Raw genomic sequence first — 26806 nt, forward strand, 5'->3', positions numbered from 1 at the left:
AAAAACAAGGTATCTGTTTGTATTATTTTAAATTTCTATTTAAAATTCACTAAAAGTCCACAAAAAAAAGAGCCGAAGATGTTATACTGTTATAGTAGAAAAATAGGAAGATTAATTTGACAGTAAACAGAACACAAAATAACTGTCAATGTTAAAAGGGATTCTTCCTTTTCAATTGGGGAAAAGCGTATCAATAGAAAAATGGCTTTTGTGAGCTATAATAACGCTCCATAACTCTGAAATAGCTTAGTCATACTTTCATTAAAACATCATTTGTTAGCTAAAAAAGAGAACTCTAAATCGAAAAGGATTTGTTAAGATGGAAACAAATAAACACATACCACAAGGCTTATCCAGTAAGGAAGTTGCAGAACGAGTCAAAAATGGGCAAGTTAATCGCGCACTTAAGCCACTAACACGTAGTATCGCTGGAATTATACGAGATAATACATTGACACTATTTAATATAATAAATGTCGTGATTGCAAGTTTTATCATTTTTGTTGGAAGTTATAAAAACCTATTATTTCTTGGTGTTGCGCTTTGTAATACCGCGATGGGGATTTTTCAAGAAATTCGAGCAAAACGTAATATTGATAAATTGACGATACTGACACAGTCAAAAGTAAAAGTTATGCGTGATGGAAAACTTTGTGAGCTAGAGCAAGGCGAAATCGTGCTTGGTGATATCATGGTTTTAAATCGAGAAGATCAGATTTGCGCAGACGGTGTAGTTTATCAGACGGATGGATTAGAAGTGGATGAATCTCAGTTAACAGGAGAATCCGAACCTGTTTTAAAAAGAACTAAAGATACAGTAATGTCAGGAAGTTATATCGTAAGCGGGCAAGCATATGTCGAAGTTTCAGCTGTTGGAGAACAAAGCTTTGTCTCTAAAATTTCGATGGAAGTGAAACAAGAAAAGCGCCCTGATAGTGAATTAATGCGCTCAATTAAGAAGATTATTAAAGTATTAACATTTGTTATTATTCCGCTTGGCTTAGCCTTGTTTTTCTCGAAATTTTTACAAGGATTACCATTAAAAGAGTCTGTATTAGGGACATCTGCAGCAATGATTGGGATGATTCCAGAAGGACTAGTTTTACTAACAAGTATTGCGCTTGCAGTTGGAGTTATTAATTTAGCAAAACAAAAAGTGCTCGTAAAATCAATGCCTTGTATTGAAACATTGGCACGAGTCGATGTACTTTGTTTAGATAAGACAGGGACGATTACCGATGGACACTTAGATGTGACAGATATTGTACTTAAAAATCCTAATGTCACAGCTACTCAAATAAGTGCGAGTATTGGCGCAATCGTAAGCTCGTTAGCAGATAATAATGCGACTAGTATTGCGTTAAAGAAACACTTTCCAGAAAATCCGGAATGGCAAGTTACTGCAAAATTCCCCTTCTCTTCCGCACGAAAATGGAGTGGTTGTAGTTTTGAAGAAAGAGGAACTTTTTTAATCGGTGCACCAGAGTTCATTTTTCTAGATTTATCAGGGGAAAACAAGCGAGAACTTGACGGATATGCTAGTGAAGGATTCCGGGTTTTAGCAGTAGCTCATACAACGGAGTACATGAAAACAGCAGTACTGCCTGAAAAAAGTGAATTACTTGCTTATATCTTAATTGCTGATAATATTCGTGCAGAAGCTCCAGATACATTTGCTTTTTTTGCCAATGAAGGCGTATCAATTAAGGTTATTTCAGGAGATAATCCTGTAACTGTATCTAATGTTGCAGTGCGTGCTGGAATCGCGAATGGAGATAAATACATTGATATGAGCGAGATTGCTGAAAATATTAATATGGTAAGTTTAGTTGAGGAATATACAGTGTTTGGACGGGTTACTCCTCACCAAAAAAGATCTTTAATTCAAGCTTATAAAGAACAAGGACACACAGTTGCAATGACTGGTGATGGTGTCAATGATGTGCTCGCGTTGAAAGAAGCAGATTGCAGTATCGCCATGGCTGAAGGAAGCGATGCAGCACGTAGCGTTTCAGATTTTGTCTTGTTATCAAATAATTTTGATTCGATGATTGATGTGCTTCGAGAAGGTCGCCGTGTTGTTAACAATATTGAACGAGTTGCGGCGCTTTACTTGATTAAAACGATGTACTCAACAATCCTAGCATTTACCTTTATTTTTGTGCCGGGAGCATATCCATTCCAACCAATTCAACTTAGTCCGATTTCTTCTTTAACAGTAGGGATTCCGTCCTTTTTCCTAGCATTAAAACCAAACTATGAACGAATCAAAGGACAATTTTTGCATAAAGTTTTACAAACATCTGTACCAGCAGCAACCTGTATAATTGGTTATATTATGATCATTTTAGGATTTGGAAATATGTTAGATTTAAGTTTTGCGCAAACCTCTACAATGAATGTCATGCTAACAGGCGCAACTTGTTTTGTGGCATTAATTAGTGTAGGACATCCATTTGGACGGAAAACTAAATTACTTGTCGGAACAATGATGGTCGCGTTTGTATGCTTATTCCTATTCGCTGGACAATTTTTCTCACTAGCTCCAATTTTTAATAAAGATATGATGATGATTTATGTACCGCTATTAATTTCTTGCGGACCGTTATATTGGTTTATTAGACATATTATAATGCGATTTTCATGGGCTGGGGCACACGATTAAGGAAGCAAAAATAGGGCTGATGCACAAAGAAATAAATGTGTGTCAGCTTTTTTATTTAAACAAAGAGGTTGACATCTATTCTACTTTGTATTACTATGTAGTTGTACCTAGTAATACAAAGTAGAGGAGTGAATTCGAGTGAGAGGACTAACAGAGCTACTTAAAGGGAGTTTAGAAGGAATGATTTTAGAGCGTATTTCCAGAGGCGAAACGTATGGCTATGAAATAACTAAATACCTCAATGATTTAGGTTTCGATGAAATTGTTGAAGGAACCGTATACACCATTCTGCTTCGAATCGAAAAAAAGGGATTAGTGGAAGTGGAAAAGAAAAAATCGGAATTGGGACCAGCAAGAAAATTTTATACATTAAGTGAAAGTGGCAAAGAAGAGTTAGCTATTTTTTGGAAACGTTGGGAATTCATTCAAGCGAAAATGATCCAAGTTAAAGGAGGAGAAGCGTAATGTTTAAATGGTATAAAAAATATCGTGCAGAAAAACGAGATTATAAACTATATAAGAAACGGATAGCTGATTTACCTGAGGATTATCGTAATGCAATGAAAGCAATTGAAACATATTTATGGAGTTTTGCTAAAGGGGCAGGGATGTTTTATGTCTTAAAAAACGTCTTAGAAATGTTCGAAAATGCAGCAGCCGATAATTTAGAATTAAAAGAAGTAGTTGGTGAGGATTTAGCAGAGTTTGCCGATAATTTATTACTAGAATTTCCAGAAGAAACTTGGCTAGATAAAGAACGAAAAAAACTTCGTAAATCAATGAAATAGGAAGAGGTGCGAGTCATGACTATCATTGATATTCAGCAAGTGAAAAAAAGTTTTAAAAAACAAGAAGTTTTGAAACAAGTCACGATTCAAGTAGAAACAGGGAAAATTTATGCTTTACTAGGTGCAAATGGAGCAGGCAAGAGCACGCTTTTAAAAATTGTGACGGGCTTACTTTCTAGTGACGGCGGTGAAGTAACGATTAAAAATTTATCCGTTCAAAAAAATACGAAAGCAGTGCAGCGCTTGTTCAGTTATAATGCGCAACAAGCGAGTGTTGATGAAGTATTAACTGGTTATGAGAACTTGCTACTAATCGGAAAACTTCGCCATGTGAAGCGACCAAAAGAAGTGGCGAATTCTTTATTGGAGCAATTTGGGTTAACTGATAGTAAAGATAAGCGTGTTTCAGCATATTCAGGCGGAATGAAACGCCGGCTAGACTTAGCGATGAGCTTAGTCGGGGATGCCGAGATTTTATTTTTAGATGAACCAACGACTGGACTTGATCCGAGTAGTCGTTTTGAATTATGGGAAGTTATTGAGAAACTTAAAAATAACGGTAAAACCATTTTTTTAACGACGCAATATTTAGAAGAAGCAGATAAATTAGCAGATTCGATTGGTTTTCTTAAAAATGGTGAAATTATAGCGACCGGTACGCCAAAAGAACTGAAGCGTTTGGCAGGAGAAAATAGTTTACAGCTTACATTTGATCCCAAAGATATCACGCAGGCAAAAGAAATATTAGCAGAATTTGATCCAAAACAACTAAGCGATGTACTTTTATCTGTGGAACTTGTGGAAGAAATAAAAACGACGCTAGAAATTTTGAAGAAACTATCTTTGAATCAGTTGGAACCACTGGACTTTGAGACGATTCGTCCAACGCTGGATGACGTATTTATCGCGTTAACGAAAGGGTGATAACAATGATTGTAAAAGAATACTTTGCTGATATTTTTGCGCTAGCTGGACGAATTATTAAACACAATATCCGTAGCTTAGATACAATGATTACGGTTGTGGCAATGCCGATTATGTTAATGCTTGGAATGGTTTATATTTTTGGTGGGTCAGTGAAAATTGAAGGATTGTCGCAGCAAGATTATATTGACTATATTGTTCCAGGAATTCTTTTGATGACCATAGCGACTGGTTCCGCTTATACAGCTCTTCGAATTAATTTAGATAAAACAGCTGGTATGTTTGAACGGTTTAAATCCATGCCAATTGCTAAGTCCGCAGTAATCGGTGGACATGTAGTTGCTTCCGTTATCTTTATGTTAATATCATGTTTAGCTGTATTGATTGTCGCCTGGTTGATTGGTTTTAGAACAGATGCGAATTTGGGAGAATGGAGCCTGATTGTATTATTACTTGTGCTGTTTGCCTTCATGCTCACTTGGCTGTCTGTTCCGTTTGGATTAATGGCAAGCAGTATTGAAGGGGCAGGAGCTTTCTCTTACATTATTTTGATGCTCTTGTTTGTTAGCTCAGCGTTCGTACCAGTGGCAGGGATGGCAAAGGTTGTGCGGATATTCGCGGAAAACCAGCCAATGACCCCGATCATACAATCCTTGCGTGATCTATTTACCTCAGTGCCACTTTCGAATGATATTTGGTTAGCGCTTGGCTGGATGGTGGCGATATTGGTTGTTTCCTATATTGGCGGCATGTTTGTATATAAGAAAATCTAAGAAAAAGAGAAAGAGGCGGGAAATGATTCCCAGCCTCTTTTTTATTTACGTTTCCTGACAACTTCAATAAATTCATCTAATGTTTCTCGTTTTTTTATTTGTTCATTACAAACGTCACTATTATAACAAATATAGTTACCATTCGTCGTATAAATTCCATCACCGGAAGACTTGGTTTTCGCCATAAAAAGCGAGACTTTCGAGTGAGAATGGCAAATGGAGCAGACCCCTTTTTGAATATCAGCAGAGATGGTGCCATTAACGCCAACGAGGTTACCATCTTCATACGTAACGATATATTTTCGCTGCTGGGAAATATCATTCCAGCCATAAAAAGTATAATCACGTAAATCAAGTTTGGACCAAGCGGGGATTTTTAATTTCTTCGTTTTTGCAAATACCTTTTTTAGTTTTGCATCACTAGGTGAAACAAACGGAATGACAAATGCTTTTAATTTTTCCAGAAACGGCTCGGCTTCTTTCGTGGAAGTAATCGCATGTAGTTCTGTAAATAACGCCAAGTGCTCATTAAGTTCAGTCTTAGAAAAAAGTTGATTGATTTTCTCCTCTGTTAATGACTTCAAAGCTTTAAGAGTCGAAGTGTCATTGGCAGAACGGTATGCACGAGAAACATTGTCTAATTGATTTTTAATAAAATTATATTGGTAAGGTTCTATAAACTCTTTCATTAGTAAATCTCCTTTAATAGTTTAATTTTGGTTAAACTAGCTTCGGGATTGAAGAGTCTATTTTTTAACTCTTACTTTCTACGCAATCCAAAAGCCATTGTTAGAAAGTACAGAGCAGTGCAATTTTAAATGCATCTGTTTGATCACCACCTTGCCTTCATTATAAGCACTTCTGAATTCTTCGTCAATGTTCGGTCATGAATATTCTTCACAAAATAGGGTAAACCAGAACTATTGGAGAAAAAGAAAAGTCTTATGGGAGGAGAAATAAACATGTCAAAAGTAAAAGCAAGTGAAACACTCGTACAAACATTAAAAAATTGGGGTATTGACCATGTATACGGTTTGCCTGGTGACTCAATTGATACAGTAGTCGATGCTTTAAGAGAGGAACAAGAAGAAATTGAATTTATTCACGTTCGTCATGAGGAAGTAGCAACGTTAGCCGCTGCCGCATACTCTAAACTAACCGGAAAAATTGGTGTTGCATTATCTATCGGCGGACCTGGTGCGATTCATTTATTAAACGGAATGTATGATGCAAAAATGGATCATGTTCCAATGCTCGTCCTAGCTGGGCAAGTTACAACAGATGTTCTAAATACCGGTTTTTTCCAAGAAGTAAATTTACCGGCAATTTTTGAAGATGTAGCGGTTTATAATAAACAAATTGATAATGCTGAAACACTTGCAGATGTCGTCGATGAAGCGATTCGCACTGCTTATAAAGAAAAAGGGGTCGCCGTTCTCACGATTCCAAATGACATTCCTGCGCAAACAATCAAAGCGAGCTTAGAAGCAAAACCAGTAAAATTCGAACAAGAAAATCCGAAACTCGATGAAGTCAACCTTCAAGAAGCCATCGCATTAATCGACAAAGCGGAAAAACCAGTTATTTTAGCAGGACTTGGAACAAAGCATGCTGGAGCAGAACTTTTAGCATTTGCGGAAAAAGCCAAAATCCCAATCATTAACTCCCTACCAGCCAAAACCATTATTCCAGATGACCACTCAAATGCACTTGGAAACCTTGGCAAAATCGGAACGAAACCTGCCTATGAAGCCATGCAGGAAACCGATTTACTTTTAATGTTCGGAAATGATTACCCGTACAGCAATTATTTACCTAAAAAAGCAAATTGTATCCAAATCGATATTGATCCTTCCAGAATTAGCAAACGTTATCCGGCGACAGTGGGATTAGTTGGTGACGCGGCAGAAATTATTTCTAGTTTAACAGCAAAAATCGCTCCTGTTACAGAACGTAAATTCCTCCAAGCTTGCCAAGAAAACATGCAAGAATGGTGGAAATGGTTAGAGGAAGATATTAGAAAAACCACTGATCCAATTGCGCCAGAAGTAGTGATGGCTAACATTCAAAAAATAGCTGACAAGGATGCTATTTTCTCCATTGATGTTGGAACAGCCACCGTTTGGAGTACGCGTTATTTACATTTAACTACCGAAAATGACTTTATTGTTTCCGCTTGGTTAGGTACGATGGGATGTGGTTTGCCAGGTGCTATTGCTGCAAAAAAAGCTTTCCCAGAACGCCAAGCTATCGCTATCGTTGGAGACGGAGGTTTTTCGATGGTGATGCAAGACTTCGTGACAGCAGTCGGACAAAAAATGCCGATGATTATAGTAGTTTTAAATAATCAAGAACTTTCTTTCATAAAATATGAGCAACAATCGGCTGGAGAATTAAATTACGCGATTGATTTACCAGATATGGATTACGCAAAATTCGCTGAAAGTTGTGGTGGCATTGGTTTCCGGGTAGAAAAAATGGCCGATTTAGAGAATGCTTTTGAAAATGCAAAACTAGCAACGAAACCGGTTATCATTGATGTTTCCGTGGATAGCTCTGCCGCGCCACTACCAGGTAAAATTATTATGGATGAAGCACTTGGTTACACAAAATTCGAAATCCAATCCGTTCTAGAAGATCATCGTTTTGCTAAAATGCCACCATTAAAAACGATTTTACGCAGATTTTTATAAAAATAAATAAAAAAATAACGAATTCACCCATTTAACACCAATGTTAACTAATTCTATTTATATTTTTTATTAAAACTAATTATTTTACAATAAAATATGGAGTTTTTTTAAAAAATGTGAGATAATAAACTAGAATTAGAGAATAGGAGTGTGGAATGGGTGAATTTAATTAAAAATCGTAAATTAAAAACAAAATTAAGTATCAATATTGTTATAACTACCATCATGTTAATTGGACTTGGCGTAACTAGCTTTCTTGGATTTCGTCATGTAGCAGATCTTTCAGATAATATGGTTGATAATAATGTGGCTCCAATGAGAGAAATTGCAACAATCCAAACAAACATGGCGCAAATCAATATCGACATCCTGACCATGTTCGACACAATCAACGGAAAAGCAACCCTTATCAAAGATATTGATTCGCTTTATGCGGCTAATGACGAAGCGCTTCATGCTTTCAAAAAAGCTAATTTAACTACAGAAGATAAAAAACAATTAGCTTACTTTGAAGAAAAATTAGCCGATATGAAATCCGCCGCATCTTCTGTCATTAGCGATACATCCAGCGCTTTGGACGATGCAGAACTATTAGGTGCACAAAACCGTTATTACCAAAATGTCAAAACAAAATTTGACGACGCAACTAAACAATTAAACGTTTTAAATGATATGAACTATGAAGAAGTAGAAAAATCTTCCCAAGCTATTTCTGATTTCGGAGTAAAAATTAGCTTGATTTTCACTGCTGTAATTGTAGCGATGTTGATTTCGTTATTTATTTTCAACGCTTATATTACCAAAGTTATTTTAAAAGGAATTCGTCATTTACAAACAGCTGTACATAAAGTATCAAGCGGAGATTTATCTTACCGAAGCACATACAATGGTAGAGATGAACTAGGGGATATTACTAATGATCTTAATGAAATGAGTGAAAATCTACGTTTAATGATGGAAGACGTAAAAAAAGCTTCTACCGATGTAAAAGCTTCCAGTGATAACGTAATTATTAGTTCCGAAATTATTTCCGCGATGACAACGGAGATGGATATTGAGATGAAAATGATGGGGGAACAAATCCAAACACAAATCGGTAGTATGAGAGAAAGTACGGATGCAATGGATCAAATGACTGGTGGCGTTCAAAACGTAGCAGAATACGCGCTAAAAGTATCCGATTTGACTAAAGACTCTGCTGAAAAAACGAATGACGGAATTGCCGTTATCAATAACTTAGTATCACAAATGGATCGTATCAGTGGCGTAATGCGCTCAAGTACAGATGTCGTTTCTAAGTTAGTTAATCGCGTGGGAGAAGTAGAAAAAGCACTAGATACCGTAACCAATATTGCCGACCAAACCAACTTATTAGCACTAAATGCTGCTATTGAATCAGCACGTGCGGGAGAACATGGCCGAGGTTTTGCGGTTGTAGCGGAAGAAGTACGTAAACTAGCGGAACAATCTCGCCTTGCTGTAGTCGACATTAATACGGTACTAAAAAAAATCCAATCGGAATCTAAAACGACAATCGATGTTATGAACACAGGACTTTCCGAATCCGAAGCTGGTCAAAAAATCATTTCTGAAACAGAAGTAACATTTTCTGACCTGTTAAACCGAGTAAACGATATTTCCTTACAAATGCAAAATGTATCACAAGAAACCGAAGAAATGGCTGCTGGAATTGAAGAAGTCAATACTTCCATTAGTGATGTCACCGAAATTTCCAACCAAATCGGTGAAAAATCAACCGCAGCGCTGGAATTTGCCGAAGTGAACAAAATGAAAGTAGATGAATTAGTCGTTATATCCGAAGAAATGCAAAAAATATCAGGTTCATTAGAAGGGTATGTCGCTAATTTTAATACGGAAGTAAGTGAAGAATTTGCAGTTGAGGAAGCGCAAGAAACTAAAAACAGCGATGAGCCAGTCTTAGCAGAGAATGTCTAAGGTTTAAATCATATGCGAATTTGGTTAAAATCACTATTTGTCATTGTAGCATGTGTATTTGGCTGCACCCTTCTAAGTACCAAATATAGTATTTCTTCACCAAGCGTCCAACTCGAAAGTGCGAAAGTAGTCTATAAAATAGATCAAGAGCCTTACAATGTCCAATTGGATGTGCCAATTCTCAATCAAATGGATGCGCCAAGACTTTTCAATGGATGTGAAGTGACGAGTTTGGCGATGCTTCTCCAATTTGCTGGCAAAGATGTAACCAAAAATGAACTTGCCTCTAAACTGCCAACCGTGCCATTGAAGCAGAATGGACAATATGGTAATCCTGATAAAGCCTTTGTTGGAAGTATTACTGGTGCGGATAGCCCAGGTTTAGGAGTATATCATGCTCCAATCGCCAAATTAGCAACAAGCTATATCAATCAAGCCAATGTTCACGATATTACTGGTAGTGAGCTAAAAGATATTATTTCTGTACTTAGCACCGGCGCTCCAGTTTGGATTATCACTACCACAAACTATCAGGCTCCAACCAATTGGCAAACAGTCACTACAAAAGAAGGTAAAAAAAGAATCACCTACTCCATGCATAGCGTCGTCATCACCGGGTATGACAAAGAAAATTTCTACATCAATGACCCATATGGTTATAAAAATCGTACTGTAAAAAGAAGCATCTTGGAAGAAGGATGGAACGCCATGGGCAAACAAGCTATTTATCTAAGCCGCCCATAATAAAACCGTTTGAAAGCATCCATTGCTCTCAAACGGTTTTTTAAATCTTTTTCTTAAGAAATAATACAATTGCGAGTAGTACTAGGAAAACACCGATAACTATCGGCCAAATCGAAAAATCGTCTCCTGTAGTTGGAAGAATCGCACCAGTTGTGTTGCCTTCTGCGCTCACTGTTTCGAAAAGAAAATAACTAAATCCAAGAGAAATTATAACGATAACACTGGTAAGTATTTTTTTAGAAGAAACCATTCTGTTTCGCTCCTTTTTATAGCATACCTATATTATTAGTCATTTGTTATTTTTTGTCAATGTATAGACCAATTTTAAATAAATGGCTTTGTATAATGCTTGACCTAGTATACATATTGTTGTAAAATGAATTTGTTTCCTTGAAAAGCGAATAAGGAGGATAAGTACAACTGAATAGAAGCGCCAGAACTGATCGGATCGAAATTACTTTCTAGGTGAAATTCCTAAAAGTAACGGGTCAGTTGACGAGGAGGAGATTAATCGAAGTTTCGGCGGGAGTCTCCCGGCTGTGCATGCAGTCGTTAAGTCTTACTTACAAATCATTTGGGTGACCAAGTGGACAGAGTAGTAATGAAACATGCGCTCTACCCTCCAAGGAAACCAAAAATCAAGAGGGTTTGAAATTGGATAAGTCTGCCCCGAAGTTAATTATTGGAGGAATTTATTATGTGTGGAATCGTTGGATATATTGGAGAAAATAATGCAAAAAATATTCTATTAGAAGGATTAGAAAAACTAGAGTATCGTGGCTATGATTCAGCTGGTATCGCGTTACAAAATAAAGAAATTGTTACAGTAGTAAAAGAAAAAGGACGGATTGCTGACCTTGCTAGCCTAGTACCGAGTGATGAATTTGGTACTACAGGGATTGGTCATACACGCTGGGCAACTCACGGTAAGCCAAACCATGAAAATGCGCATCCACATCAAAGCAAATCAGGTCGTTTTACGATTGTTCATAATGGCGTTATCGAAAACTATACACTTTTAAAAGAAGAATATCTTAAAAATCATGTGTTTATTAGCGATACGGATACAGAAGTTATTGTACAATTGATTGAATTATTTGCGGAGGAACTTTCTACTAAAGAAGCATTTAAAAAAGCATTATCATTACTTCATGGTTCCTATGCTATTTGTCTAATTGATCAAGCGGACAGCGAAACACTTTATGCAGCAAAAAATAAAAGCCCATTATTAATCGGAAAAGGTAAGGGGTTCAATGTAATCGCTAGTGATGCAATGGCCGTTTTAAAACAAACGGATCAATTTGTCGAAATTATGGATAAAGAATTAGTTATTTTAACAAAAGATGCTTTTCGTTTAGAAACATTGGCCGGTGAAGAAGTCGTTCGCGAGAGCTACACTGCGGAACTAGACGCATCGGATATCGAAAAAGGGACTTATCCTCACTACATGTTAAAAGAAATTGACGAACAACCAGCTGTAACTCGAAAAATTATCCAAGCGTACCAGAATGAAGCAGGCGAAATCCATGTAAACCAAACAATTATTGATGAAATTCTAGCATCTGATCGCATTCACATTATTGCATGTGGGACAAGTTACCATGCTGGATTAGTTGGAAAAAACTTAGTCGAAAAAATGGCGGAAATTCCTGTAGAGGTTCATGTTTCAAGTGAATTTGGCTATAATTTGCCACTAATGTCTAAAAAACCATTATTTATTTTTATCACTCAAAGTGGCGAAACAGCAGATAGCCGTCAATGTCTGGTAAAAGTGAAAGAATTAGGCTACCGGACATTAACCTTGACGAATGTCCCTGGTTCTACGCTTGACCGTGAAGCAGACCACTCGATGTATCTACATGCTGGACCAGAAATTGCCGTTGCATCCACCAAAGCTTATACTGCGCAAATTTCGGTATTAGCTGTTTTAGCCGTATCACTTGGACGTGCGATTGGTAAAGAAGAAGCGAAAAACATTAACTTAGCTGCTGAACTTGGAATTGTTGCTAATGCAATGGAAGCAATGGTATCAAGCAAAGAAGTGATTGAACATATTGCGGGAGAATTTTTAGCAACGTCTCGTAATGCCTTCTTTTTAGGCCGTCATATTGATTATTTCGTGGCAATGGAAGCTGCACTCAAATTAAAAGAAATTTCTTATATTCAAGCAGAAGGTTTTGCTAGTGGAGAACTAAAACATGGAACAATCGCGCTTATCGAAGACGGGACTCCTGTTTTAGCACTTATTACGCAAGAGTCCATTAACTGGAATATTCGTGGTAATGTTAATGAAGTCCTGGCTCGTGGCGCTAATACTTGTGTCTTTGCAATGGAAAATGTCGCGCAACCGGGTGATCGTTTCATTATTCCGCAAGTGCATCCGTTATTAACACCGCTAGCTAGCGTTATCCCGTGCCAACTTTTAGCCTATTATGCAGCACTTCACCGTGATTGCGACGTGGATAAACCAAGAAACTTAGCAAAAAGTGTAACAGTAGAATAGAATTTTGAGACTTTCTCCAATTTGGAGGAGGTCTTTTTTATTATAAATCAATAAGTTTGCACCATCCCCTTGTTTTGCTATAAACTAAATGAGAATGGGGGAAGTAAGCCAATGGAAGTATCACATGTAATGCTCGAACCTAATGAAGATAGCCGCCCATCTGTTTTAACAATCGGCAAATTTGATGGGGTACATATCGGTCACCAAACAATTTTGAATAAAGCATTGTCCATAAAAAAAGAACAGGAAATCTTAACCGCTATTAGTTTCAGTCCGCATCCACTTTGGGCCTTAAAACAAATCGAAATATACCGCGAAATGTTAACACCACGAATGGAAAAAGAACGCTGGCTAGCGCATTTTGGAGTAAATCATCTTATCGAAACCGCGTTTACACCAAAATATGCAGAAACTACACCAGAGCAATTTGTAGAGAGTCATTTGAGCCAATTAAACTTATCACATATTATTGTCGGTTCCGAATTTAACTTTGGAAAAGGGCGCGACTCGGATGTCGAACTGCTCCGCGACCTTTGTGCTCCTCGTAATATTGGTGTCACCTCGGTCCCAGTTATCGAAACGAACCACACAAAAATTAGTTCCACCAATATTCGCGCATTTATTCGGCGGGGGCATTTTCAAGAAGCGGAAGAGTTGCTTGGACATCCTTGGTATATTACCGGAACCGTCAAAAATGGTGAAATGATAGGCTTGGATGATTATGTGCTTCCAGAAACAGGCGGATATCAAACGGACACAACACCTGCAAATATTACCAATGCCCGGACCATTCAGCTCGACTTACCAGATGGTGTCCACCAAATCCATATCACTAGCAAACTTTTAAAAGAAGTCGGCTATTAAGGATGTGAACAAAATGAACAAAGAAAATCGCAAAGAACTTATACGCGCATATAAAGAAAAAGCCCCGGATGCCGGTGTATATCGTTTTATCAGCCGAGAAAGTGGTGAATTTTTCATTGATAACACGATGGATTTGAAAGGGATAGCAAACAAGCTAGCATTTGGCATTAAAATCGGTGCAGGTAACATGCTACCACCCGAAATGGCAAAAGAAGCAAAACAATTTGGAATTGAAACAATTGAGTTTGAAATACTACAAAAAGTGGATATTAAACCAGAAATGACAAAAGTCGATATTAAAGAAGAGAATGATGTACTGCTTAGTTTATGGCTTGAAAGAGAAAATGGCTGAATTGGAGAAAAGACTATGAACAAGATAGTCTTTTTTGCTATAAAGAAAAGTATAGGCAATTTTTTGAAAAATACACAAAATATCCATATTTCTTCGGTAAGAATAATGATATAATGAAACCTGAATCTTTTAAAAGGGAGGTTGGAAAAATGAATTTTAGAAAACCAGAATTCATCTTAACATTGATAGCAGGTATTACTGGTGTAATTGCAGGAATTACAGGAATTATTGGCGGTGGAATTATGTCAGCATTATTGGATTCACCAGAAGTAGTCTCTGAGGCAGGGATTTATGGTTCTGAAGCCGAAAAATTAGCTAATGCTAGTGGAATGGTTGTAGTTCTAGCTGTTTTCGCGCTTGTTATTGGGATTGCATTATTTGTGTTTGCATTTCTAATTAAGAAAAACGTAAAAGTATTTGGTATTTTAACACTTGTTCTCGGTGTAGCAGGCTTCTTCCTAATCCAATTCCTTTGGGTAGTACCAGGTATACTTGCTATTATTGCAGGAATTATGTGTCTAGCAAGAAAAGACCCTGCTGCTTTTTAATCAATTAAAAGTGAAAAGACTGTAAGCGAATGTGAAGACATTTTGCTTACAGTCTTTTTAGTATAAATTTTCTCAAATAAAACGATTCAAATTGTACAAATGACTTTTTAAATCGACTCACGTAAAGCTAATTCTACTGGAACAATTTTAGCAATCCGATTTTTCTGAGTAGGGTTTGTCATAATCGCAATTAAATTATCTACTGTTATTTGAGCAATCATTGGAATGTTTTGTTTAACACTACTAAGTTTTGGAGTAGTATATTTGCACTGTGGTGTGTCATCAAATCCAATTATGCTGATATCGTCGGGTATTTTCTTACCAATCATAGGCAAAAAATTTAATAGTTCAATAGCGATATTATCATTAATTGCGAAAATACCATCAATCTTAGCTGTTCTAGTGATAAAATCGGCAATATTTGCTTGATAGTCAGCGTTCTGTAAATCCACTGTGAAAGTTGATTGTTCTGGGTCATAAATCAGATTGTTTTTCTTTAGCGCATCTTGAAATCCTTTTAGCCGTTCTTTTGCTGATGATGATTGTCTTGCATGCATAAATATCGCGGGAGCTTTCACACCAGCCTGAATCAGTGCTTCCGTTGCTTCAAAGGCACCTTGATAGTGATTGGAAGAAATGAAGATGGTGTTTTTGTCCTTTGGTTGGCGGTCAATACAAACATATGGAATCCCGTTTTCCGCATTGGCATATTTAAATCCAAACTCATCTGCACCAGAAATAACAATTAGGCCGTCGACCATTTTGCTTTCTAGCATGTTTAAATAGGCCATTTCTTTATCAAAATTACGTCCAGTATTACAGATAATAGTAGAGTAACCTTGCTCGAAAAGAATGGCTTCCATTTGTTGAACAACACTTGAGAAAAAATAATTACTAATATCAGGAACTAAAATGCCAACAGAGAAAGACTTATTCATTCGCAAACTTTTGGCACTAAAATTCATTTGGTAATTGGTTTCTTTAATAACTTCTAAGACTTTCTTTCGTGTTTCTTCTGAAAATCGCCCGTTATTATTGATTACCCTCGATACAGTTGCTACCGATACGCCGCTTAATTTCGCGATATCTTTTATGGAAGTTTTTTTCATCGTATCCTCCTTTTATGAGTAAACGTTTTTCTTTATTACTCTATTTTCGCACATACTTTTAAGTTTATCAAATAGAACAGAAAAATAAAGCGTTGACATAATCAAATGAAGGTGATATATTTAACTCGAAAAGGTAAAACGATTACTCAAGGCGATCTTTCTTTTTTTATTTAAGTCGTGAGTAATCGTTATCTCAAAGGAGTGAACTGACAATGAAGGATATATTGATATGTCCTTCCATGATGTGCGCTGATTTTGCTAACCTCACGCAGGAAGTAGAAACGCTAGATCAAGCGGGAAGCGATATTTTCCACATTGATATCATGGATGGACAATTTGTACCGAATTTTGGGATGGGATTACAAGATTTTGAAGCGATTAGAAAATTAACGAAGAAGTTAGTTGATGTTCATTTAATGATTATGAATCCTGGAGATTATGTAGAGGCTTTTGCAGACATGGGAGCGGATATTATTTATATTCATCCAGAGGCAGACATCCACCCAGCAAGAACACTAGATAAAATAAGAAAAAAAGGAAAAAAAGCTGGAATTGCAATTAATCCTGGAACATCAATTGCGACCGTGAAGGAGCTATTGCCACTTGTTGATTATGTCATGGTGATGACCGTAAACCCAGGTTTTGCAGGGCAAGCCTACCTCGATTATGTTGATCAGAAAATTAGTGAGTTATTAACGGCAAAATCGAATTGTTCTTTTGAAATCATGGTAGATGGGGCAATTGCTCCAAAAAAAATCGCTAAACTTTCTAAAATGGGTGTAAAAGGTTTCGTCCTTGGCACATCTTCGTTATTTGGAAAATCTGCAAGCTATCAAGAAATTATCCCTATATTAAAAAGTGGAAAATTGGAGGAATTACAATGAAAATTGCAATTGGGAATGACCATGTCGGAATCGAACTAAAACCAGTTATAACGGAGTATTTACAAGAACTAGGACATGAAGTGAAAGATTTTGGTGCTTATTCAAATGAAAGAACGGATTATCCGGAATACGGCAAAAAAGTAGCAGAAGAGGTTGCTGCTGGAAATTCAGACCTAGGGATACTTATTTGTGGGTCAGGAGTAGGCATTTCTATCGCAGCAAACAAAGTCAAAGGAATTCGTGCAGTTGTTTGTAGCGAACCATATTCTGCTAAATTATCCCGCGAACATAACAATACGAATATTTTAGCATTTGGCTCTAGAGTAGTTGGTGCTGAGCTAGCAAAAATGATTGTTCAAAATTGGTTAGACGCAAAATTTGAAGGTGGGCGTCATGCGAAACGAGTGGAAATGATTGCGGATATAGAAGCTGAGGAGGAATTATAATGACCAAAGAAGTGACGAGACTTATCAGTGCATCCAAACAAGATTTCGAACAAATGAATGGAAGAGATTTAAAACGGTCTATTTTCAAATCGGAAGGTAGAGTAGTTATGGGGCAGCATTTATTATTCACAAGTGAAGGGCTAGTTAGAAATGTGACGAATACAGAACTTATGGCTGCTTTTGGTGCAGATATGATTATGTTAAATACATTCAACTTAAATGATGTAACAAATAATCCGGGATTACAAGGACTGATATTAAAAGCATTAAAGACTCGTGTCAATATTCCAATCGGTATCTATTTAGGATGTCCAGGGAAAAATAAAGTAGTGGAGAAAAAGCTTTATGATGTAGAAGGTATGTTAGCGACAGATGAACATATTTTAAAAGCAAAAGAACTAGGTGCAGATTTCATTGTGCTAGGCGGGAATCCAGGCTCAGGGACATCCATTAATGATATTATCGCAACGACCAAAAAAGCGCGTCAACTTCTAGGCGATGATATATTGCTGTTTTCAGGGAAATGGGAAGACGGAATAGATGAAAAAGTTTTAGGTGATCCACTAGCAAAAAGAGATGCCAAAGAAATTATTCGAGAACTAATTGATGCAGGAACTGATGTAATTGACCTTCCAGCTCCAGGATCGAGACATGGTATCAGTACGTCAATGATTCAAGAACTAGTTCAGTATACCCATCAATACAAACCGGGAACTTTAGCAATGACCTTTTTAAATAGTTCGGTTGAAGGTGCTGATCCAGAGACTATTCGTCTAATCGCTTTGAAAATGAAAGAAACTGGTGCTGATATTCATGCTATTGGGGACGGCGGGTTTTCAGGTTGTACAACACCAGAAAATATATTGCAGTTATCAATCTCGCTAAAAGGAAAACCATACACGTATTTTAGAATGGCTAGTACCAATCGATAATATTCGAATAAATTTAAAGGAGCGCTTATTATGAGTTATCAAGATTTAGCTAAACAAATTATTCAAAACATTGGCGGAGAAGATAATGTTATTTCTCTAGTTCACTGCGCAACTCGTCTCCGTTTTAAGCTGAAAGATACTTCTATTGCAAATACAGCTGCCATTGAAAAATTAGATGGGGTAGTTAGTGTTGTTCAAAGTGGTGGACAATATCAAGTTGTAATCGGGAATACTGTGTCAGATGTTTTCAAAGCGATTAGTGAAATTAGTTCCATTAATCAAAATGAGCCTGAGCCCGCAGATAAGAAAAAAGAAAAATTTTTAGATCGAGCCATTGATTTAGTTTCTTCTATATTTACGCCAATTTTACCTGCATTGATTGGTGGTGGGATGATAAAAGGGCTGTTGATGATTGCTGTGAATTTGGGGTTGAATCCAGAAAGCGGATCCTATATGATTCTAAATGCAGCTGCAGACTCTGTATTTTATTTCCTACCAATTTTGTTAGCGTATACATCTGCTAAAAAGTTTGGTGCGAATTTATACTTAGCAGCTGTAGTAGGTGGCGCTTTGTTATATCCTAGCCTTATTCAAGCCTTCTCGGATGGAACAAGCGTGGACTTTTTTGGAATTCCAGTAATTCTAGCTCGTTATACAAGTTCGGTATTACCAATTATTTTTGCAGTATATTTCCTTTCCAAAGTAGAAAAATTGTGTAATAAATACATTCATCCAGTTGTCAAAAATGTTTTGACTCCACTGCTTTGTTTAATTATTGTCGTTCCTTCAACATATTTATTAATCGGACCTGTTGCTACCTATCTTAGTAATGCAATTGGCTCGGGATATGAGTTTATGTATTCGCTCAGTCCGATAGTTTGCGGTGTGATTTTAGGGGCGGTATGGCAAGTACTTGTTGTTTTCGGTTTGCACTGGGGTATTGTTCCAATCGGATATAATAATTTAGCACTTTATGGAAGAAATACTATTAACGGTATGGTTGGACCATCTAACTTTGCTCAAGCCGGGTCAGCTTTTGGTGTATTTTTAAGAGCGAAAGATGTAAAAATAAGACAACTTGCTTTATCGGCTTCTGTAACGGCTATTTTCAGTATTACAGAACCAGCAATTTATGGAATTAACTTGAAATACAAGAAACCATTTTATTTCGCTCTAGTAGCAGGAGGAATAGCTGGTGGGATTACTGGTGCGGCAGGTAGTGCAGCACTTGCGGCGGGACCAGTTGGTATTCTAAGTATTCCAGTCTTTATGGGACAAGGCTTTGGTGCTTTCATTCTTGCCATCATTGTAGCCTTTTTCTCTGCAGCAATTATGACTTTCTTTTTCGGGTACAATCCTAAAAATGAAGAAACAAATGAAAAGGAAGAAATTTTAGCAAGCCCATTAAATGGTGAGGTAGTAGAACTTAAAAATGTTCCTGATAAAGTCTTCTCTACAGGAGAACTAGGACATGGTTTAGCAATAATACCATCAGACGGTAAACTAGTAGCGCCAGTTGATGGAGAAATAATGGTTGCTTTTCCAACCGGACATGCCATTGGAATGTGCACAAATAATGGGACAGAAATTTTAATGCATATTGGACTAGAAACAGTTGAGTTAAATGGAAAATACTTTGATGTTAAAGTAAAAGTAGGGCAAAAAGTTTCAAAAGGAGATGTACTAGTTCTCTTTGATAGGGAGAAAATATTAGAGGAGAACTATAATTTAATTACACCGATTCTGATAACTAATCCAAAACAAGAAGTGAGTTTAGCTACCGAAGCAATTGCACATACAGGAGATAAGCTAATAACCTTACCAGTAAACTGATCGAAACAAATGGAAATGGTAGGAATTAAGAATAAAAATTAGTAGAATATTTATTATGATTACGCTTGCGAAATTAGACTTATAATCTAATTTTTCAAGCGTATTCGTTGTTTGGAGTGCAGTTAATTCAATCAACTTATCCACAGAAGTCATAAAGTGTTCACAAGTATGAAAGGAATTTCTGGGAAAAGGTAACTTTCTGATGTTAGTCGTAGTATCATATACTGTATACTAAGAACTTTTCAGGAGGTCACCTTTTAATAATGAAAAAACTATTCCATTTAACTTTAATTGTAGCTATTTGCCTTAGCTTTTATCCGCAAACTACAATGGCACTTGATGACAATAGTGCAGCAGTAACTCAAGAAAACTCAGAAATAGTAATGATAGCAGATTTAGGTGAACAGGCATGGCTTATTAATGAAGTGAATAGACAACTTTCCCCTAAAAAAGTAGGAGTGAACTTAACTTTTGAAGATCTTGCTAAAATTACATCTATTTATCTTGCTGATAGAAATCTCACTGGTGAAGTACCGCCAGAAATTAATAATTTAGTTTCCTTAGAGAGTTTGGTTTTGTATAGCAATAATTTGACGGGAACGATTCCAGCTGAACTAGGAGAATTAGAAAAACTTAAAGCACTTAGATTAGATTACAATCAATTATCAGGAACGATTCCGAACGGATTAGGAAATATTGATTCAATCATGCTACAATCTAATCGTCTTGTGGGGCAATTGCCGCTTAGCTTATATGAAAATAGAACAGGGAAGAATGAAGTCAACGTTTCTGGAAACCAGATAACGATTAACAGTACAGATAGTGTTCCAAGTGTCTATTCAGCGTACACCTTTACTTATCCTATTCCATACTCTCCTTGTAGTGGACAAATAGAAGCAGGTAATACTTTTATTCCTGGTTTGGATAATAGTACAATTTTTACACCATTTCTTAAAGGTAGTCCAACGTATATTGATTTAAAAGCAAAGTATATGTTTGATGCAGAACTTTTTGCTGGTCATCACATAACGATTACAGACGAAAATACTGAGAAAGTAATTTATGATGGAGAGCTTACAGCGGATGTGAGTATTCCGCTTTCAGGCTGGAAACCTGGCTCATATATGCTTAACTTTGTACTCGATAAAGCATTTAATAACCCGCAAAATAAAACAGTCATAGCTATTGATATTTTATCCCCTCAAGCTGAAAATGTGACTATTCAATATATTGATGAAAATGGAGCAACTATTCATGATCCACAACAAATTAGTGGGACAGTAGATGATTACTATAATGCAAGAACACCGGAATATCAGTTGACCATTCCTAATTATGTATTAGATCAATCTAAGTTCCCTAGTAATTCAATCGGACTTTTATCTGCCGAACCTCAAACCGTAACTTACGTATATAACAAGATAGATGGAGCGCCTGTAACCGTAGAATATTTAGACGAAAATGGAGCGGAGATTGCCAAATCAGATGTATTAACAGGGAAAATAGATGCTTCATATGAAACAATACCAAAAGAAATTTCTAATTGGGTTGTAGATGAAAACAAACTTCCAATCAATGCAACAGGGAATTTTACAGAAGATAGTCAAACCGTCATTTATACGTATAAAACCAATCAAACGAAAATAACAGCACACGATTCTACCATATATGTAGGCGCAGATTGGAAGGCAAAAGACAATTTTGACTCAGCCTTTGATAAAAACGGCAATGAAGTACCATTTGACGAGGTTATCGTAGTAGGTACAGTAGATACATCTAAACCGGGTATCTATTCTGTGAAATATATTTACGCCGGAGCAGAAATGGAAATTAAAGTAACTGTGAAAGCAAAAGAGATTCCGGTTAATCCAACAAATCCAATTGCCCTGACGAATTCAGTTAATCCAACTTCCCTTTCTCAGCCGTTCAATCCAAATCAACCATTTGAATTTATAAAAGTAACATCTGTTCATAGCGAGCAGTCAACAGCTTCAGTACAATCGAAGCTTCCGAAAACAGGCGATAATATGTTAGACAGAGTTCTTTATTGTATAGCCGGTTTATCAGCTATTTTTGCGGCAATTAGTATATTTAGAAAAAAGGTTCATTCATAATCTAACAAGTCCTTATCTATCCGGTAAGGGCTTTTTTTATTTATCAAAAAACCTTCTGCTACTAATTCTGATAACAAATTAGAAATATTCGGTTGTGTTGTACGACAATATCTTGCTAAAACATTCTGGTTAATAAAACTAGGTAAAATAATTTGTCCAACTTCGGGCTGATCTGTTCCCATTTCTAAAGCTAAGTTACGAAAAGCCATATATATACGTTCTTTGGGCGTCTTGGCTATCATTCCAAGGAGTGCATAATGTCTTGCAAACACATCAGCGATATTAGTTAATAAAAAATCATTCATATCTGGCTTCACTGCAAGCATATTTAGTAAAAATTCAGCCTCTATTTTATAAAGCGCTAAAGTATCACTCATAACAGTGATGCTATGTTGTTTTTTTGGAAAAGTAGAAAAAGCATCAATACCTAAAATATTAGTAGGTAAAACAAAAATGGAAATATAGTTGCTTTTTCTTAATTTATCCTCTAATTCCACTGCAGCGTAACCTTCTACTACAAAGAAAATATGTCTTGCTTTTTCCTCTTCAAAAATAATCTTATCGTTCATTTTATAGGTTTTTTTAGATACATATTTGTAGTAATCCGGAAACTCTTTCAAATAGTTTAAAACAGTACTCAGATTTGTGGACATTATTAAAACCTCGCTTTCTACTGATTTCCTTTATATTATACGCTATTAAACGTAAAAAAGAGTTATGAACAGTTTGTGACGCTCCTAAAAACTGCATTAGAAGTACCTTTGAAGCTTGATATATTTTAAAAATAAAGAAAAAGGCACTTTTAAATATATTGTTTATATAAATGGGGTTATTTTCATTTGTTATATTACATTCATAGTCAGTGCGACTTAGGTGGTACAGTGGCACGGAAAAGAAAGGAGCCATTATGAAATTTGATGATAACAAACCCATTTATAAACAAATAGTCCACTATATTCACGGAGGAATTATTACAAAAGTTTTTAAGCAAGGGGATAAATTACCATCTGTAAGAGAGTTAGCAGTTCAACTTGAAGTGAATCCAACAACTATTCAACGAGCATATGCAGAACTAGAAGAAGAGGGCATTATCTACACTATTCGTGGAACTGGCAAATATTTAACCAAAGATAAGGAGAGAATTAAAGAATTGGAAACCGGCATAGCAAAACAACTAACAGAAAGCTTTATTCTTGAAATGATGAAATTAGGTATTAGTAAGGAAGAAATAATCGAGTGGGTTAAGAAATTTAAGGAGGTAGAAAAATGTTAGTAGGAATGAATCTTTATAAAGCATATGCTAACCATTCGATAATAGAGAATATCGACTTTGAAGCAAAACCTGGCGATATGATTGTTTTAACTGGCGAAAATGGCAGTGGCAAAACAACTTTACTAGACATGATTGCATATCTAAAAAAAGCGGATGGTGGAACGATAGAATTGAATAGTGAACCATTTATTAGTAATAATATTCGCCAACAAGTCGCCTATTTAAGTAATGAAAATTTTGCGATGAAAAATACGACAATTGCAGAATTTGTAAAACAACATACTTTGCTTTTTGATGATATTCAGATAGAGAAATGGGATAGATTATTAGCATCATGGGGTATCAATAAGCAACTTAAGCTTGGTGAATTATCTACCGGCATGTTAATGAAGGTGAAAATAGGTAGTGTATTAGCAAGGGATGTCGAAGTTTATTTATATGATGAACCTTTTGCTAACATTGACATATTAGCGAGGTCAGAAGTGATGAAGGCAATTATTAGTGAAACAAAATCGGATGCAATTACGATTATTTCTTCCCATCATTTAGAAGGAACGGAACAACTTTACAATAAATTATGGTTAATAAAAAATAAAACATTAAAAAAATTGATACCGAAATATATCGATCAGAAACTGGTCATTCATTAATAGATTTCTATAAGGAGGAAATGAGCAAATGAAAAAAATGATTACTTTTTATTTAAAACAAATTAGTCCCGTTCTTGTAATTGGACTTGCAATTATCTTGGGGCTTAATTTAGTGGGGTTAACAATGAATTTACTAGAAGGACCAGATTTGCTTTTTAGAGCGATTCGTGGAACTACAGTGATGAGCTTACTTTTAGTGCTAATCTCAACATGGAAAATCACAAAATTAGACACCTCAAAAGAAAATTTAACACTCGTGTCGCTTTCGAAATATTCGGAAGTTACAAAGCTTTTTGGAAAACTATTTGCTGCCTATCTAGCGGCAATCGCTGTTATTTTGACTCAAAGTGCATTTATTTGGTATTACGGATTTGAAACAGAACGTATCGCAGCGGGAGATGCTTTATCTTTTGTAGCAGGAACAGGAATGATGTTTTTATTTATCTCTATGTTTGTCTGTTATTTTGTGATTCCATTAAGTTGGCTAAAAGACCATGTGAAGACAAGTTATGTTCAAAAAGCAGGAGTGATTTTTCTTCTTTTTGCCATTCTAATTGTTAATTTACTTGCAGAATATTATTTGCATATTTATAACAGTGGAGGAATCATTTCAATTTTACCAAATGGGAATTTTGAAATCTCGCTACTATCTATTATTTGGAATTTATCTCTATGTTCGATCATTGCAGGAAGTTATATCTATAGTAAATCTAAAAAAATCGACACAATTTGAAAGTAGGGAAAGAATGTTAGAAATTAAAGCATTACAAAAAGCTTATAAATTAGGAAAGAAAAATGAAGTTCCGGTTTTAAAAAATGTCAACGTAACTATTCAAGACGGTGAATTTGCAGCAATTATTGGGAAAAGCGGGAGTAGTAAATCTACGTTATTAAATATCATTAGTGGGCTTGATACAGATTATTCCGGAGAAGTTTTATATAACGGTGAAAATCTACAAGATATTGATTTAGATAAGTATCATTTTAATCATATTGGTTTTATTTTCCAAAGTTTTCATTTAGTCAGTCATATGTCTGTCATCGAAAATGTAAAAGTTCCCTTATATTTAAATGCCGAGCTTTCAGAAAGTGAACGAAATATCCGAGCTTTAGAGCTGCTTCGTCAAGTTGGCTTGGAAGAGTTTGCTAATCAAAAACCAACACAACTTTCTGGTGGACAAAAGCAACGTGTAGCTATTGCTAGATCATTAGCTAACAATCCAGACATGATTATTGCAGATGAACCCACAGGAGCTCTTGACAGCGTAACTTCAGAAGAAATTATCAAGTTGTTAAAAGAACTAACTAAACAAGGAACAACAGTTATCGTCGTTACCCATGATTTAAATATTGCAGATAAAACGGATGCAGTACTGCGATTGGCAGATGGTGAGGTAGTTTCTTTTGAAAGGAAAAAAGCGGTCGAACAGCGTGTGAGTCAAAAAAAGGAAAAAAAGTTAAAACTTAATGGATTGGCTATCGCAAAAATTTCTTTTCGAAGTTTTTTCAATAGAAAATTTCGGAATTTACTCGTTGCGCTTGGAACATCGATTGGAATTATTGCAATTTTATTAGCTTTTGGACTTGGAAATGGAGTTAACCAAAGTTTGTCTCAGATTTTTGGAACCACTTTTTCACCAAACCAAATTACAACCTATTATATGGAAGATGGTGGTTCAAAGTCACCTGAACCAACGACGCCATTAACAGGAAGTGAAGTTAAAAAAATTAAGCAATTGTATCAAGATGAAGGTGTTTCAGAAGTTTATGAGCGCACGACGATTCAAGGGATAAAATTTGAATACGATGGGAAAGATTTAAAAGGTGCATCAAATGAAATGCAAGAGGCAAATTTTAAACCAGCTCGTTATGAAGATTTAACGGTGGAAGATGAATATTTACTAAGTGGTGAAATGGTCAAGAGTGACGAAAACGGTGCTGTTATTCCTTCAAGTGTTGCAAGAGCAATTCTTGGCAAAAGTGATTCAGCTGAATTGACCAAAAAAGACGGAGATAAACTGATCGGTAAAAAGATTTATTTACTGTATGCAGGAAGAAACAGTGACACAGAGAATACAATTAAAATTGAAACAGTGATTACTGGAATAACTAACCCATCAAAAGAAGGCTTTGCAAGTGGATTTAATGTTTCTACTAAAACAATGAATGATTTTATTGAGGCAACCGGCATTGAAAAACCGATTCTTTCAGTAGATGCATTTACAGAAACAACTAATCAAGCGGAGAAAGTAGTAGAAAAATATGAAAATGATAAAAAGTGGGCTAACTATTCCATTACAAACGCTAATGCTTTCGTAGATACCTTTAGTCAATTCACTGATATTATCGTGTATTTGATTGCATTTATAGCAGGTCTTTCATTAGCAGTCGCTGGTGTGATGATTGCGATTGTCCTATATATTGGTGTTGTAGAGCGAACAAGAGAGATTGGGGTATTCCGAGCAATGGGTTACCGTAAGTGTCACATTCGTGGATTATTTATGATGGAAGCCAGTTATATTATTATTTTGGCTAATGTATTATCTGGTGCAGTTGCAATGACGATTGCCAAATTAGTTAGTCCAATTTTAGAAACAAAAATTGGTTTTGAAGAGATGATTCATATTTCGGTTTGGAATTTCGTAGTTACACTTGCCATAACGATCACGATTGGTTTTATTTTCTCCATCTATCCAAGTAATAAAGCCGCAAAACTCGATGCAGCAGAAGCATTACGTTCAGAATAACAAAAAAG

24 protein-coding genes and 1 pseudogene are annotated in these 26806 nt (G+C 36.1%); 21 read left to right on the top strand and 4 right to left on the bottom strand.

Annotation, left to right across the window (positions count from 1 at the left end; translation table 11 throughout):
* The first annotated feature begins 319 nt into the window (after positions 1–319).
* The 5 genes from CKV67_RS03375 to CKV67_RS03395 all read left to right on the top strand — a co-directional run bounded on the left by CKV67_RS03375 (position 320) and on the right by CKV67_RS03395 (position 5150).
* Positions 320–2665 (top strand): cation-translocating P-type ATPase, encoded by a 2346-nt coding sequence (locus CKV67_RS03375; protein ID WP_014092163.1) that lies wholly within the window; start codon positions 320–322, stop codon positions 2663–2665.
* A gap of 138 nt (positions 2666–2803) precedes the next feature.
* Positions 2804–3130, top strand: a complete 327-nt coding sequence (locus tag CKV67_RS03380; RefSeq protein WP_014092164.1) for a PadR family transcriptional regulator — start codon at positions 2804–2806, stop codon at positions 3128–3130.
* Positions 3130–3453 (top strand): DUF1048 domain-containing protein, encoded by a 324-nt coding sequence (locus tag CKV67_RS03385; protein WP_014092165.1) that lies wholly within the window; start codon positions 3130–3132, stop codon positions 3451–3453. Before CKV67_RS03380 ends, CKV67_RS03385 begins: the two co-directional genes overlap by 1 nt.
* A gap of 15 nt (positions 3454–3468) precedes the next feature.
* Positions 3469–4377: an ABC transporter ATP-binding protein gene (locus CKV67_RS03390; RefSeq protein WP_014092166.1), complete on the top strand. Its 909-nt coding sequence runs from the start codon at positions 3469–3471 to the stop codon at positions 4375–4377.
* A 5-nt stretch (positions 4378–4382) separates the two neighbouring features.
* A complete protein-coding gene (locus CKV67_RS03395) occupies positions 4383–5150 on the top strand; it encodes an ABC transporter permease (protein WP_014092167.1) in 768 nt (255 codons plus the stop codon).
* A gap of 41 nt (positions 5151–5191) precedes the next feature.
* On the opposite strand, the gene CKV67_RS03400 is transcribed toward CKV67_RS03395, so the two are convergent.
* Positions 5192–5839, bottom strand: coding sequence for a FusB/FusC family EF-G-binding protein (locus CKV67_RS03400; RefSeq protein ID WP_014092168.1), 648 nt, complete (start codon positions 5837–5839; stop codon positions 5192–5194).
* Between the two features lie 273 nt (positions 5840–6112).
* On the opposite strand from CKV67_RS03400, the gene CKV67_RS03405 reads away from it, so the two are divergent.
* The 3 genes from CKV67_RS03405 (at position 6113) to CKV67_RS03415 (ending at position 10543) form a co-directional block, all read left to right on the top strand.
* Positions 6113–7843: a pyruvate oxidase gene (locus CKV67_RS03405; protein ID WP_014092169.1), complete on the top strand. Its 1731-nt coding sequence runs from the start codon at positions 6113–6115 to the stop codon at positions 7841–7843.
* A gap of 159 nt (positions 7844–8002) precedes the next feature.
* On the top strand, positions 8003–9799 hold the full coding sequence (locus CKV67_RS03410; protein ID WP_014092170.1) for a methyl-accepting chemotaxis protein: 1797 nt from the start codon (positions 8003–8005) through the stop codon (positions 9797–9799).
* A gap of 12 nt (positions 9800–9811) precedes the next feature.
* Positions 9812–10543: a C39 family peptidase gene (locus tag CKV67_RS03415; RefSeq protein ID WP_014092171.1), complete on the top strand. Its 732-nt coding sequence runs from the start codon at positions 9812–9814 to the stop codon at positions 10541–10543.
* A gap of 40 nt (positions 10544–10583) precedes the next feature.
* Here the strand turns inward: CKV67_RS03415 and CKV67_RS03420 are convergent, their stop codons facing one another.
* The gene (locus CKV67_RS03420) at positions 10584–10793 is read right to left on the bottom strand and encodes an LPXTG cell wall anchor domain-containing protein (RefSeq protein ID WP_014092172.1); all 210 of its coding nucleotides are present in this window, start codon (positions 10791–10793) and stop codon (positions 10584–10586) included.
* A 447-nt stretch (positions 10794–11240) separates the two neighbouring features.
* On the opposite strand from CKV67_RS03420, the gene glmS reads away from it, so the two are divergent.
* From glmS to CKV67_RS03440, 4 genes are all read left to right on the top strand, one after another.
* Positions 11241–13046, top strand: coding sequence for a glutamine--fructose-6-phosphate transaminase (isomerizing) (gene glmS, locus CKV67_RS03425; RefSeq protein WP_014092173.1), 1806 nt, complete (start codon positions 11241–11243; stop codon positions 13044–13046).
* A 111-nt stretch (positions 13047–13157) separates the two neighbouring features.
* Positions 13158–13910 (top strand): FAD synthetase family protein, encoded by a 753-nt coding sequence (locus CKV67_RS03430; protein WP_014092174.1) that lies wholly within the window; start codon positions 13158–13160, stop codon positions 13908–13910.
* A 13-nt stretch (positions 13911–13923) separates the two neighbouring features.
* Positions 13924–14262 carry a GIY-YIG nuclease family protein gene (locus CKV67_RS03435; protein ID WP_014092175.1) on the top strand — a complete coding sequence of 113 codons (339 nt, stop codon included), beginning with the start codon at positions 13924–13926 and terminating at the stop codon, positions 14260–14262.
* 149 nt (positions 14263–14411) lie between these two features.
* Complete coding sequence (locus CKV67_RS03440) at positions 14412–14810, top strand: DUF4064 domain-containing protein (RefSeq protein WP_014092176.1); 399 nt, start codon at positions 14412–14414, stop codon at positions 14808–14810.
* Positions 14811–14917: 107 nt separating this feature from the next.
* Here the strand turns inward: CKV67_RS03440 and CKV67_RS03445 are convergent, their stop codons facing one another.
* Positions 14918–15919 carry a LacI family DNA-binding transcriptional regulator gene (locus CKV67_RS03445; protein ID WP_014092177.1) on the bottom strand — a complete coding sequence of 334 codons (1002 nt, stop codon included), beginning with the start codon at positions 15917–15919 and terminating at the stop codon, positions 14918–14920.
* A 212-nt stretch (positions 15920–16131) separates the two neighbouring features.
* On the opposite strand from CKV67_RS03445, the gene rpe reads away from it, so the two are divergent.
* From rpe to CKV67_RS03470, 5 genes are all read left to right on the top strand, one after another.
* On the top strand, positions 16132–16803 hold the full coding sequence (gene rpe / locus CKV67_RS03450) for a ribulose-phosphate 3-epimerase (RefSeq protein WP_014092178.1): 672 nt from the start codon (positions 16132–16134) through the stop codon (positions 16801–16803).
* Positions 16800–17249 (top strand): ribose 5-phosphate isomerase B, encoded by a 450-nt coding sequence (gene rpiB, locus CKV67_RS03455; RefSeq protein ID WP_014092179.1) that lies wholly within the window; start codon positions 16800–16802, stop codon positions 17247–17249. The genes rpe and rpiB overlap by 4 nt, the downstream gene beginning before the upstream one ends.
* Entirely contained in the window at positions 17249–18181 is a 933-nt protein-coding gene (locus CKV67_RS03460; protein ID WP_014092180.1) for a DUF7916 family protein, read from the top strand. The genes rpiB and CKV67_RS03460 overlap by 1 nt, the downstream gene beginning before the upstream one ends.
* 30 nt (positions 18182–18211) lie before the next feature.
* Complete coding sequence (locus tag CKV67_RS03465; RefSeq protein WP_025279794.1) at positions 18212–20014, top strand: beta-glucoside-specific PTS transporter subunit IIABC; 1803 nt, start codon at positions 18212–18214, stop codon at positions 20012–20014.
* A 263-nt stretch (positions 20015–20277) separates the two neighbouring features.
* Entirely contained in the window at positions 20278–22128 is a 1851-nt protein-coding gene (locus CKV67_RS03470; protein ID WP_014092183.1) for a MucBP domain-containing protein, read from the top strand.
* Here the strand turns inward: CKV67_RS03470 and CKV67_RS03475 are convergent.
* Positions 22119–22781, bottom strand: coding sequence for a Crp/Fnr family transcriptional regulator (locus CKV67_RS03475; protein ID WP_014092184.1), 663 nt, complete (start codon positions 22779–22781; stop codon positions 22119–22121). The genes CKV67_RS03470 and CKV67_RS03475 overlap by 10 nt on opposite strands.
* Positions 22782–23035: 254 nt before the next feature.
* Here CKV67_RS03475 and CKV67_RS03480 point away from each other — a divergent pair, with 254 nt between their 5' ends.
* From CKV67_RS03480 to CKV67_RS03495, 4 genes and pseudogenes are all read left to right on the top strand, one after another.
* Complete coding sequence (locus CKV67_RS03480; protein WP_014092185.1) at positions 23036–23401, top strand: GntR family transcriptional regulator; 366 nt, start codon at positions 23036–23038, stop codon at positions 23399–23401.
* Positions 23395–24083: pseudogene (locus CKV67_RS03485) on the top strand (ATP-binding cassette domain-containing protein). Before CKV67_RS03480 ends, CKV67_RS03485 begins: the two are co-directional and overlap by 7 nt.
* A complete protein-coding gene (locus CKV67_RS03490) occupies positions 24080–24784 on the top strand; it encodes a hypothetical protein (protein ID WP_014092187.1) in 705 nt (234 codons plus the stop codon). Before CKV67_RS03485 ends, CKV67_RS03490 begins: the two are co-directional and overlap by 4 nt.
* 13 nt (positions 24785–24797) lie before the next feature.
* Positions 24798–26798 (top strand): ABC transporter ATP-binding protein/permease, encoded by a 2001-nt coding sequence (locus CKV67_RS03495; protein WP_014092188.1) that lies wholly within the window; start codon positions 24798–24800, stop codon positions 26796–26798.
* Positions 26799–26806 lie beyond the last annotated feature (8 nt).

The sequence above is a fragment of the Listeria ivanovii subsp. ivanovii genome, from assembly GCF_900187025.1.
GTDB classification, from domain to species: Bacteria; Bacillota; Bacilli; order Lactobacillales; family Listeriaceae; genus Listeria; species Listeria ivanovii.